Below are 12,758 nucleotides of genomic sequence, written 5' to 3'. Positions count from 1 at the left end.
GTACCAAAAATACGTTTTCTAAACCAGTACTCTTAGAAATTCTTACTATTTTCCTTATTATATCCGTATTCTTCAAAGAAGGTTTGTCTAAACTCAAGTAAATTATCATCCATAATAGCTTGACGCACATCTTTCATCAAATGAACTAAGAAATAGACATTATGAATACTGGTTAGTCGAAGACCAAAAGTTTCGTCGGTCTTAATTAGATGGCGAATATAAGCCCGAGTGTAGTTGCGACAAGTATAGCATTGACAATTATCATCAATTGGTGTGAAATCACGCGCGTATTTAGCATTTTTAACTACTAAACGACCATGACTCGTCATACAGGTACCATTTCGGGCAATGCGGGTTGGTAATACACAATCAAACATATCTACCCCACGAAGAACACCATCAATCAAAGCATCTGGCGAACCTACTCCCATTAAATAACGGGGCTTATTTTCGGGAATCAATTGCGTTGTGAAATCCAACACCCGATTCATTTCTTCTTTAGACTCTCCTACTGAAAGTCCTCCGATTGAATATCCAGGGAAATCCATACTAACTAAATCTTTAGCACTTTGTCTTCTTAAATCTTCGAAACCGGCACCTTGAATAATCCCAAAAAGGCCTTGGGTTTCTGGGTTACGATGAGCTTTCAAACCACGTTCGGCCCAACGGCTAGTTCTTTCGACCGAATGTTTAACATAGTCATAACTCTCAAAATAAGGCGGGCATTCATCGAAACTCATCATGATATCTGGACCCAGATCATTTTCAATTTGAATAGCCTTTTCCGGTGAAAGGAACATGTTTGCTCCGTTAAGCTCGTTTTTAAAGTGCACCCCTTCTTCAGTGATATCCCGTAATTTCGCTAAAGAAAATACCTGAAATCCACCTGAATCAGTTAAGATTCCCTTTTTCCAGTTCATAAATTGGTGAAGACCACCACCTTCTTTAACAATATCTTCACCTGGTCGCACCCATAAATGATAGGTATTCGACAAAATAATGTCTGCTCCTAAGTCTTCTAGTTCTTCAGGTGACATGGCTTTGACGGTTGCTTGAGTTCCAACGGGCATAAAAATCGGTGTTGGAAAAGTACCATGCGGGGTGATTATTTCACCTAGACGTGCTCCTGTATGCTTATCGGTTTTAATTAATCGGTATTTAATTGCAGGTTCCAATGTATTTCTCCATTCATAGTTCTTTATTTAATAAACATTGCGTCACCAAAGCTAAAGAAACGATATTTTTCTTCAATCGCATGTTGGTAAGCATTTAAAATATTTTCTCTTCCCGTAAAGGCCGCTACTAGCATTACCAAAGTTGATTTTGGTAAATGGAAATTAGTTATAAAAGCGTCAACCACTTTCCATTCATAACCTGGTTTAATAAAAATATCCGTCCAACCACTATCAGCTTTAATTTCTCCATTAAACTTAGAGCCAATTGTTTCAAGCGTCCGAATTGAAGTTGTTCCCGTAGCCACAATTCTTCCACCCTGCTTCTTCACTTCATTCAAGGCTGCCGCTGATTCTTCAGAAAGTTGATAAAACTCACTGTGCATCTTGTGATCTTCAATATTATCTTCATCCACAGGTCGGAAAGTTCCTAGTCCAACATGCAATGTCAAATAAACTAATTTAATGCCCTTTTGTTCAACCTTTTCTAGTAGTTCTTTAGTCCAGTGTAATCCAGCCGTTGGAGCTGCTGCTGAACCTGGTTCTTTAGAATAAACGGTCTGATAACGTTCTGGATCATCTAATTTTTCTTTGATGTATGGAGGTAACGGCATTTCTCCTAGCTTTTCCAAAACTTCCATGAAAATTCCATCATAATCAAAGACAATCTCACGTCCACCATGTTCTAATTCTTTGGTGACTGTCGCTGTCAAAGCACCATCCCCAAATATAATTTTGGTTCCAGTTTTTGCTCGTTTAGCAGGTTTAACGAGCGTTTCCCAGCGGTCGCCTTCAATATCGTGTAATAGTAGAACTTCAAAGTGACCACCCGTTTTATCCTTAATTCCGTAAATACGAGCCGGCATTACTCGTGAATTATTCATAACGACTGCATCACCAGGATTTAATTGGTCGATAATATCGTAAAAATGTTTATCTTCCATTGCTCCTGTTTCGTGGTCTAACACAAGTAAACGAGATTCATCGCGTTCTTTAATTGGAGTTTGGGCAATTAATTCATGTGGTAAGTCATAATTAAAATCTTCAGTAGTTAGTGTCATTTTCAATTCCTCATTTATTCATATATTGATCAATTAAGCCTAGATGTTCGTAGGCACGTTCTGTAACCATCCGGCCTCGAGGCGTCCTTTTCAGGAATCCAATTTGAAGCAAGTATGGTTCATACATTTCTGAAATAGTATCTGGTTCTTCACCGATATTAGCTGCAATGGTGGAAATTCCTACCGGACCACCTCCATAGAGCTCGATCATAGTAGTTAGAACTTTTTTATCAGTCCGATCTAGTCCACGATTATCTACTTGAAGTAATTTCAAGGACTGACTAACCAATTGGCGATCAATTTGTCCATCATTTTCTACTTCAGCAAAATCTCGGATTCGTTTTAACAGACGATTCGAAATTCGCGGTGTTCCTCGTGAGCGACTAGCAATTTCGTACGCCCCTTGATCGTCAATATGCGAGTTAAAAATACCCGCAGAGCGTCGAACAATGTTAGCTAAATCCGCTTCATTATAGTAATTCATATGTTCAACAATTCCAAAGCGGTCTCGTAATGGAGCTGAGAGTAAGCCCGCTCTAGTAGTCGCTCCAATCAAAGTGAAAGGTGGTAAAGGAAAATGAATTGGATGTGCAGTTGGTCCTTGTCCGACAACAATATCAACAAAGAAATCTTCCATGGCTGAATAGAGCATTTCCTCCACCACTTTAGGTAATCGATGAATTTCATCAATAAATAAAACGTCACCAGGTTGTAGCTCATTCAAAAGAGCTACTAAATCACCCGGTTTTTCAATGGCTGGTCCACTAGTCGTTCGAATCTGAACGTTCATTTCATTAGCAATAACTATCGCTAAAGTCGTTTTCCCTAGTCCAGGGGGGCCATATAAAAGAACATGATCTAGTGCTTCTTCGCGATTTTTGGCTGCGGCAATATATACTTCAAGCTCATGTTTAATCTGATCCTGACCAATATATTGATGCAATGTTTGAGGCCTTAACGACAACTCTTCATTTTCTTCGTCTGGACTTTGAACTTCCGCAGAAGTAATCCGTTCATCTTCCATCAACTTGTCTTATCCTTTCATCAATAATTTTAATCCCGAACTAATATACTGATCAGTTGTCCGATCAGTTTGTTCACTCAATTTCTTAGTTAATTTCTTAACCTCTTTTTCAGAATAACCTAATGCAATCAAAGCTTCTAGAGCTTCATCTAGAGCTTGGTTTGAAGTAGTTGATAAATCAAAAAGGGTTCCTACTTCATTTTCAACCGCCACTTTGCCCTTCAAATCTAGAATGATTTGTTGAGCAGCCTTAGGACCAATCTTAGGGAACTTTTTGAGATAACTTACATCATCATTATTAATCGCATTAATCAACCCTGTATGATCATCGTTCGCTAAAATAGCCAACGCACTTTTCGGGCCAATCCCCTTAACTTTTAATAAATTAAGAAAAAGTTCTTTATCTTCAGCTTTTTTAAATCCATATAAAGTTTGATCATTTTCTGAAACAGCTTGATGAACAAAAACTTTCTGTTTAGCATCTAGTTCAAAACTATATGGATTAGCCACGTTAACTAAAAATCCAACTCCGTTGACATCAACAACAATATAAGCTGGATTAACGTTAACGACGACTCCATCTAAATATTCATACATTTATAAATCCTCATTTCAAAACGTTTGTTCGCATTCAGTTAATTGTATCACATCTCATCTTCCACCAAGTCAGAATGGTGTGGATCTTGAATTCTTTTAAACATTTTCTCCATGTCTGTCGTTGAAAAATGTACTAGTACTGGACGACCATGAGGACAATTAAATGGATTTTCAGCCTTAGCGATGTCTTTTAATAATTGTTTAGCTTGTGGTTCATCTAAATGATGATTGGCTTTAATAGCTCGTTTACAACTCATCATGATGGCGGTTGCTTCCCTAAATTTAGCTACCGTCATTGAGCTATCATTTAAAACATAATCAACCATTTCTTTAACGGTGTCTTCCTCTTGCCCTTTTTTGAACCACGTTGGATGATGTATAACGATAAACGTATTTTTCCCGAATTCTTCTAAAAACAATCCACACGACTCTAAGACTGTTTGCTTTTCTTTAATTCGGATAGCATCCGTAGTTGAATAATCTAAGTAAATTGGCACTAGTAAGTCCTGCTGATCATCACTGACCTCTCCAATTTGAACTCGATAATATTCATAATTAATACGTTCCTGCGCTGCATGTTGATCAATAATGTAGAGACCATCCTCAGCTTCGGCAAACAAATATGTTCCGTGCATTTGTCCAATGTAAGTCAAAGTTGGAAAACGTTGTACGGCATCTTTCTCTTTTAATTCAGGCTGATCCCCGTCTTCAACCGCATTGTTAACTACTGCATCGTTAGCGTATTTGGTTTTAAATTCGGCAATGGTATCAGATTTTAAATCTTGGCGACTATTAATAACAATTGGTTCAGGTTCCACATATCGATCCGAGATATTTACTTCTTTTTCAACTTCGTCGTTATCTGTATCTGGAATCGTTACATGATCCTGTTCCATCCCAAAAGAACCCGATATGGCCATCCGAGCTAAGTCAAGTTGTTCACTTGAACTTACTTTTACACGTGACTTTTTTAAATTGTCTACTGCATCCGGAATCAAATTTTTATCTGCAAGTTCATTAAAAACGGCTTTGGAAATTAAATCTAACAGTGTCTGTTCTTCACTGATGCGCACTTCTTGTTTAGTTGGATGCACATTTACATCTACTAAAATTGGATCAGTTTTAATATTCAAAACTGCTACTGGATAACGACCAACCATTAATTTTGAACCATAACCATCAATAATAGCCTTACTGATTTGGAAATTTTTGATATACCGTCCATTAACTAGAACCGTGATATAGCTGCGATTTGCCCTAGTGAATTCTGGTAAACTAATATAACCATCAATCGTAAAGTCAATATTTTGTTCTTTAACATGTACCATTTTTTGAGCATTTTTGGCACCATAAATGTTAGCTAAAACTTGTTGAATATTTCCGTTTCCTGAGGTTCGCATTAGCTCACGCTCATTATTTTGTAGTGAGATAGCTACTTCTGGGTAACTTAGTGCAATTCGATTGACAATATCCGTAATTTTAGATAATTCCGTTTGGAGCGATTTTAAGTACTTTAAACGTGCTGGAGTATTGAAAAATAGATCCCGTACAGTAATATCCGTACCTTGGCGACTTTGAGCATCACCGCTATCTTCTAATTTGCCACCCCGGTAATGAATCTTTTTACCCGGTCCATCAGTTGTAGCTGTCAACATTTCAACATCTGCAATTGAAGCAATACTAGGTAGGGCTTCCCCTCGAAAACCCAAAGTCCCCACCTTAAATAAGTCTGAACGCGACGAAATCTTACTCGTAGCATGTCGTTTAAAAGCAATCTCAACTTGATCTGCATCAATTCCACTACCATTATCAATAATTCGAATCATCTTTAACCCAGACTCTTCAAGCAAAATATCAATTCGAGAACTACCAGCATCGATAGCATTTTCAACTAATTCTTTAACCACTGAAGCTGGACGTTCAACAACTTCACCCGCTGCAATCTGATCCGCTAAAATTTCACTTAACTCATGTATTTCTGCCAAAAATAATCGCCTCACTTACGAAGTTTCTTTTGCCATTTATATAACTGATTCATAACTTCCATGGGAGTCATATCCATTAAATTTAACTGTTCCAGTTGGTTAGCAACTTCTTCTTTAGGACTTGATTTAACCGGCTTAGTAGGTGTTTCAAACAAAGCCATTTGTTCTTCAATCATGGTTGGCGTTTGCTCTGATTCAACCGGAGTTGCTTTGGAGACTGGTGTCTCAACCCCATCAGAATGAGCTTGATCTTTAGCCTCAAGTTTTTCTAAAATGACGGATGCACGTTTTAAAAGTTTATCAGGCATCCCTGCTAGCTTAGCAACATGGATTCCGTATGATTTATCAGCAGGGCCGTCTTCCATTTTATGAAGAAAGACAAGATTACCATTTTGTTCCACTGCTCCAACATGGACATTCTTGAGATGTTCTAGTGATTGATCGAGCTCAGTTAACTCGTGATAGTGAGTCGAAAAAAGCGTTTTAGCATGGACATTTTGATGAATAAATTCAATGATAGATTGAGCTAAAGCCATTCCATCATAAGTGGCTGTACCACGACCAATTTCATCAAAAAGAACTAAACTATTACTGGTTCCATCCTTCAAAGCTCGGTTTGCTTCTTGCATTTCAACCATAAAAGTACTCTGTCCGGAAATTAGGTCATCTGCAGCACCAATTCGAGTAAATATTTGATCAAAAATTGGCAAAGTTGCTTCGCTAGCAGCTACAAAACATCCCATCTGAGCCATAATTACAGTTAAGGCAAGTTGCCGCATATAGGTACTTTTACCCGACATATTGGGTCCCGTAATTAAGAGAATGTCTGTATTATCATCCATATCAATATCATTTGGAACGTAACTCTGATGTCCCATCACTTTTTCGACAACGGGATGCCGGCCATCTTTAATTTCGATTGCATGATTTTTGGTCATAGTTGGTTTAACAAACTGATATTTTTCACTAACCACCGCAAAGCTCTGTAGGACATCTAATTCGGCCACTTGTTTAGCTAAATCTTGTAATCTTTCAATTTGCTTTTTGATTAATTCCCGAATTTCTTTAAATAATTGGTATTCCAAATCCGTAGATTTTTGTTCAGCTTCCAGAATAATCCGTTCTTTTTCCTTTAATTCTGGCGTAATGAATCGCTCTGCATTTGTTAAAGTCTGTTTTCTTTCATAACGTCCTTCAGGAATATTAGCTAAATTGGCTCTGGTTACCTCGATATAGTAACCAAAAACTTTGTTATAACCAATCTTCAATGTCTTAATTCCCGTTGTCGCTCTTTCTTGTGCCTGTAAATCCGCAATCCATTTTTTACCATTACGCATTGCATCTCGGTACTCATCTAACTTAGCATGGTAACCATCTTTAATAATATCTCCATCTGTAACAGAAATTGGTGCATCTTCATCAATAGCATTTTGGATTAGCTCGGCAATATCACTAACCGGATCCAAATGTTCTAAAGCATCATCAAAGACCGGCTCACTAAGTTCCTCTAAAATATGACGTACCTTAGGAATTTGAAGTAATGATGTTTTGAGTTGGATTAAATCTCGTCCATTCACGCTACCGAATGCAACGCGACCAGCTAGCCGTTCCAAATCATAAACTTTTGTTAACTCTTCTTGTAAATTACTACGCTCAAAAAAATGATCTACTAAAACCTGAACTCGATCTTGGCGACTAATAATTTCTTTTTTGCGGATTAAGGGACGATCTAACCATTGTTTCAGTAAACGTCCCCCCATCGCCGTTTTAGTCTCGTCCAACAACCATAGTAATGTTCCTTGTTTTTTTCCTGTACGAATTAAACGAGTTAGTTCCAAATTATACTTGGAAGCATGGTCCATTCTCAAAAAGAAAGATGGTTCGTATGCCACTGCTTTTTGAATATGAGCTAAATTACGTTTCTGCGTAGTTTGCACATACGTAAGTAGTTGCTTAACAACTTCTATTTCCGTTGAACTTGTTAGATCTTGAATTAAATAGCTTAATTCGGCGGAGATTTCCACTTCACTTTGCTTAGATACTAAAATATTTAACTCTTTAAAACGTTCTTCAAAACTTTCTGCAAGGCTTTCGTCAGTTACTATTTCTTTGGTCTGTAATCCTACTGCTTCATTAATCACGCTATCAAAATCATCTAAAATCGCAACTTTTAATTCACCAGTTGAAAGATCTGTATACGCAAAGCCATATTTTTTAGTTTTAGAATCAAAATTAACAGCGGTCAAATAGTTATTTTCTTTGGCATCCTCAGCACTCTTATCAGTTGTTGTACCTGGAGTAACCAATTGGATAACTTCACGTTTAACCATTCCTTTAGCAGTCCGTGGATCTTCCATCTGTTCACAAATTGCCACTTTGTATCCTTGGTCGACAAGGATATCAATATAATTTTGTGCTGCATGATGAGGAACTCCACACATTGGAATCGGATCATCTGCGTTTTTAGAACGCGCTGTTAGCGTTAATTCCAATAGCTGGGAGCCTTTGACCGCATCATCATAAAATAATTCATAAAAATCACCAATTCGATAGAATAGGAAAGCATCGGGGTATTGATTTTTAATTTCCATATACTGACGCATCATTGGCGTATCACTTGTTTTTTGTGGCATTCTTTTTTCCTTCCAGCTTTTTCTCTCATATTTTTAAATACGTAAAAAATACATTAACAATGGATATTCTAACATATAACAAAAAAAGAGCGGACCGCTAGTCCAACTCTCCTTTACTTAGCATAATCAACTGCTCGAACTTCACGTACAACCGTTACTTTAACTTTTCCAGCATATTCGAGCTCTTTTTCAATCGCCTTACGAATATTGTGAGTCAACATAACTGCCTTCAAATCGTTAATCTTATTAGGTTTAACGATAACGCGAACTTCACGTCCAGCTTGAATTGCGTAACTTTTCTTTACTCCATCAAAATTATTAGAAATCTGTTCTAGTTTTTCTAAACGATGAATATAACTTTGTAGTGTATCACTCCGTGCTCCTGGTCGTGCTGCTGAAATCGAGTTAGCTGCAGCAACCAATACGGAGATAACATGCTGTGCTTCAACACCATCGTGATGAGCGGCAATTGCATTAATTACCGTTGCACTTTCTTTATACTTCTTAGCCAACTCAACTCCAAGTTGAGCGTGCGAAGTATCAGTTTCATGTTGTACTGCTTTACCAATATCGTGTAATAATCCTGCGCGTTTTGCTACAGTAACATCTTCACCTAATTCAGCAGCTAAAACACCTGCTAAATTAGCAACTTCAATTGAATGGTTTAAAACATTTTGACCATAACTCGTCCGATATTTTAATTGTCCAATTAACTTAATTAGTTCCGGGTTCATAGAATGAATTCCCAAATCAAAGACCGCTTGTTCACCAGTCTTACGAATATTGTCATCCATTTCTTTTTTAGCTTTTTCAACCATTTCCTCAATTCGAGCAGGATGAATCCGACCATCTTGAATCAGTTTGTCTAAGGCAATTCGAGCAATTTCGCGACGAATTGGGTCAAAGCTACTCAATACCACGGCTTCAGGAGTGTCATCAATGATCAAGTCTACTCCCGTGACATTTTGGAAGTTTCGAATATTACGGCCTTCACGTCCGATAATTCTACCCTTCATATCGTCATTAGGCAACGAAACCACCGTAATTGTGGTTTCAGATGCCATATCAGCCGCACTGCGTTGAATAGCTTCAGCGATAAGTTTTCTGGCAGTCTGATCTGCTTCTGCTTCAGCGTCTTCAAGACCTTCCTTGATTATTAACGCTCTTTCCTTTTCCAACTTAGCTTCTGTTTCGGAAATAATTAAGTTCTTTGCATCTTCTTGAGTTAGATTAGAAACTCGCTCAAGTTCTTGTTGTCGTTCTTCAACGAGTGATGATGCTTTTTGTTGTTGCTCATCGATATGCTTTTGGTCTAGAGCAAGTTTCTGTTCTTTTCGTTCTAGGCTATTCTCTCTCTTTTCGAAGGAATTATCCTTACGATCAAGAGAATCTTCTCTCTGAAGTAAACGATCTTCTTGCTTTTGAAGCTCAGCCCGTCGCTCTTTTAATTCTTTTTCCACCTTCGCCCGATAGCGATGACTCTCGTCCTTGGCTTCTAGAAGCTTTTCACGACGTTCCGTTTCTGCTTGCTTTCTTGCATTTTCAACAATTACATCTGCCGAATTACTGGCATTTGCAGTTTGCTTTTCAATGAGCCGTTTGTGCATAAAGAATCCTGCACAATAGCCAACAACTATAGCGATGATTGCGAGGATAATATATAAAATTATCATCTTTGCCTCCAAATCATCAAGACCATAGTTATATCTCTTGAATGATGTTATTTGATTTTCACACTTATTATCATTTTAATATTTAGGTATAAGAGTGTCAATGAATCATTTAGTTTGAAACCTATCAAAAAAGATTCAAGAAAAGTTTCTTGAATCTTTTAGTAGTATTTAAGCTAAATCTGAATCATCAGTTGAAGATTTTTTGGAACTTTCTTTTTTAACTTCACTCGTAGGATCAGCTACCATACCATACGCTTCACGAACTTTACCAAGAATTTCTGCACGAACGTCTGGATGTTCATCAATGTACTTCTTAGCATTCTCACGACCCTGTCCAATGCGTTCGTCTCCGTATGAATACCATGAACCACTCTTACCAACCAAATCTTTTTCAACAGCCATATCAATCATCTCACCAGTTTGCGAAATTCCATGACCATACATAATATCGACTTCAGCCTTTTTGAATGGAGGAGCAACCTTATTTTTTACCACTTTAATACGAACACGGTTACCAATAACGTCGGCACCATCTTTAATTTGTTCTGCACGGCGTACTTCTAAACGGATTGTTGCATAGAATTTTAAAGCCCGTCCACCAGGGGTTGTTTCTGGATTACCAAACATAATTCCGACTTTTTCACGTATTTGGTTAATGAATAACGCAATCGTCTTAGTTTTGTTAATCGAACCAGATAATTTACGAAGTGCTTGTGACATCATCCGAGCTTGGAGGCCAACATGAGCATCCCCCATCTCTCCATCAATTTCAGCACGTGGAACTAAGGCTGCAACGGAATCAATAACGACCAAGTCAATAGCACCACTTGATACCAAAGCATCGGCAATAGCTAATCCTTCTTCACCAGTGTCTGGTTGTGAAAGTAAGAGTGAATCGATATCAACGCCCAAATTAGTTGCATATGCAGGATCCATCGCGTTTTCAGCATCAATATATGCAGCAGTTCCCCCACGTTTTTGCACTTCAGCAACTGCATGTAAAGCTACAGTTGTCTTACCAGAACTTTCAGGCCCATAAATTTCGACGATTCTTCCCTTAGGAAAACCGCCAACTCCTAGTGCATCGTCTAATGCTAAAGAACCACTGGGAATCGTTGAAATTTGCGTATCAACCGCATCCCCCATTCGCATAATAGATCCTTTACCAAAGTTTTTTTCAATTTTTTTAAGTGCTTTATTTAAAGCTTCTTGTCTTTCGTCTGCCAATTAATAACCTCCTAGGGTTTCTCTATACTAGTATGATACATAGTTATTTTATAAAAATCAACAAAAAAGCGAACAAAAGTTCGAATGTTTTATTTAATAACATTTTCCCATATCATTCTAAATCCGTTCATCACGGCTAGGTGCCGAATCTTTTCACGGTTACCAACAAAATTAAATTCTTTAGTGACTATTGACCCATCACGTTTAGCTAAACCAATCCATACGTTTCCGGGTTGGTGATGTTCTAAGGCCCCTGGTCCAGCTACTCCAGTAAAACTAACCGCTATATCCGTATCTAACGTCTTTTGAGCCCCTCTAGCCATCTCTTCCGCTACTTGCCGACTTACAACCGTGTTTTCTTCAATCGTCGCTGGTTGAACCCCTATCAACTTACTTTTGACCTCATCAGCATATGTTACAAATCCTCCCGGAAAAATGGTTGCTGCTCCAGAAGTTTCTACAACCGTACTTTCAAAAGCTCCCCCCGTCAAACTTTCTGCCGCTGTTAATGAAATATTGCGTTTAATCAATTGATTAACGACAAAATCGGTGAAAGAAACTCTGTCACCTTCTGCATAAAAGAATTCTCCAACTCGATCTAGTAGTTGCTTTTTAGTATGATTTAAAATTTCCTCAGCAGCTAGCTTAGAATTAGCTTTGGCAGTCAATCGAATTGTCACATCGGTTGGTTTAAAGTAAAGGGCGATAGTAGGATTGCTTTGATTACGAACAATCTCATCTACTCGAGCAGCTAAATCTGCCTCACCGATTCCAACAAAATGCAGAGTTTTAGATTGAATTGTTTTCTCCAAACCATATTGCTGGCTTAGTAGCGGAAGTACCTTTTCATCCACCATAGGTTCGAATTCCGAAGGCGGTCCAGGCAAAACAATATAATCGGTTTGCTCTGTGTGATAAAAAATACCCAGGGCTAATCCATTAGGATTATGAATTGGTTTAGCCCCATCCAGTAATAAAGCCTGACGTTCATTATTTTTAGTTAATGGCCGATTTTGTTTTTTAAAATAGTCTGTAATTTGTTGTAGCACCTCGGGATCGTGTTTTAAGTTTTTTCCGACAAATTTAGCCAAGGATTGCTTAGTGATATCGTCCTCTGTTGGACCTAATCCGCCGATCGTAACCACTAAATCACTTCTCTTCGAAGCGACTTCTAAGGCATCCATGATGTTTTTTTCGTTATCTCCAACAGTTATTTTGTTGAAAACATCAATCCCTAATTTAGCAAAAAGCTGGCTCAGATAAACGGCGTTAGTATCGACGATTTCTCCTAACAAAATTTCTGTACCAACTGAAATAATTTCAGCGTTCATTTTTTTCCTCCTCAATGCTTATATATGTAATTTTACTCGTTTTTATTTTTTTGTA

The 12,758-nt window shown here is 37.9% G+C and carries 9 protein-coding genes; all 9 read right to left on the bottom strand.

Going from position 1 to position 12,758, the window contains the following annotated elements:
* Positions 1-32: 32 nt before the first annotated feature.
* The 9 genes from tgt to IV86_RS04705 all read right to left on the bottom strand — a co-directional run bounded on the left by tgt (position 33) and on the right by IV86_RS04705 (position 12,703).
* Entirely contained in the window at positions 33-1,175 is a 1,143-nt protein-coding gene (tgt, locus tag IV86_RS04745; RefSeq protein ID WP_002833735.1) for a tRNA guanosine(34) transglycosylase Tgt, read from the bottom strand.
* A gap of 23 nt (positions 1,176-1,198) precedes the next feature.
* The gene (gene queA, locus IV86_RS04740; RefSeq protein ID WP_056979393.1) at positions 1,199-2,233 is read right to left on the bottom strand and encodes a tRNA preQ1(34) S-adenosylmethionine ribosyltransferase-isomerase QueA; all 1,035 of its coding nucleotides are present in this window, start codon (positions 2,231-2,233) and stop codon (positions 1,199-1,201) included.
* A 10-nt stretch (positions 2,234-2,243) separates the two neighbouring features.
* Positions 2,244-3,257, bottom strand: coding sequence for a Holliday junction branch migration DNA helicase RuvB (gene ruvB / locus IV86_RS04735; protein WP_002833733.1), 1,014 nt, complete (start codon positions 3,255-3,257; stop codon positions 2,244-2,246).
* A gap of 9 nt (positions 3,258-3,266) precedes the next feature.
* Positions 3,267-3,854, bottom strand: a complete 588-nt coding sequence (gene ruvA / locus IV86_RS04730) for a Holliday junction branch migration protein RuvA (RefSeq protein ID WP_002833732.1) — start codon at positions 3,852-3,854, stop codon at positions 3,267-3,269.
* A gap of 47 nt (positions 3,855-3,901) precedes the next feature.
* The gene (gene mutL, locus IV86_RS04725; protein WP_056979392.1) at positions 3,902-5,839 is read right to left on the bottom strand and encodes a DNA mismatch repair endonuclease MutL; all 1,938 of its coding nucleotides are present in this window, start codon (positions 5,837-5,839) and stop codon (positions 3,902-3,904) included.
* Between the two features lie 11 nt (positions 5,840-5,850).
* The gene (gene mutS, locus IV86_RS04720) at positions 5,851-8,472 is read right to left on the bottom strand and encodes a DNA mismatch repair protein MutS (RefSeq protein WP_002833730.1); all 2,622 of its coding nucleotides are present in this window, start codon (positions 8,470-8,472) and stop codon (positions 5,851-5,853) included.
* A gap of 113 nt (positions 8,473-8,585) precedes the next feature.
* Positions 8,586-10,145 (bottom strand): ribonuclease Y, encoded by a 1,560-nt coding sequence (rny, locus tag IV86_RS04715; protein WP_011673585.1) that lies wholly within the window; start codon positions 10,143-10,145, stop codon positions 8,586-8,588.
* Between the two features lie 168 nt (positions 10,146-10,313).
* Complete coding sequence (gene recA / locus IV86_RS04710; RefSeq protein WP_002833728.1) at positions 10,314-11,372, bottom strand: recombinase RecA; 1,059 nt, start codon at positions 11,370-11,372, stop codon at positions 10,314-10,316.
* 89 nt (positions 11,373-11,461) lie between these two features.
* Positions 11,462-12,703 (bottom strand): competence/damage-inducible protein A, encoded by a 1,242-nt coding sequence (locus IV86_RS04705; protein ID WP_002833727.1) that lies wholly within the window; start codon positions 12,701-12,703, stop codon positions 11,462-11,464.
* Between the last annotated feature and the right edge of the window lie 55 nt (positions 12,704-12,758).

Source organism: Pediococcus pentosaceus (assembly GCF_001437285.1).
Taxonomy (GTDB): Bacteria; Bacillota; Bacilli; order Lactobacillales; family Lactobacillaceae; genus Pediococcus; species Pediococcus pentosaceus.
Note: the sequence above shows the minus strand (reverse complement) of the source record. Positions and strands in the feature narration are given on the sequence as shown.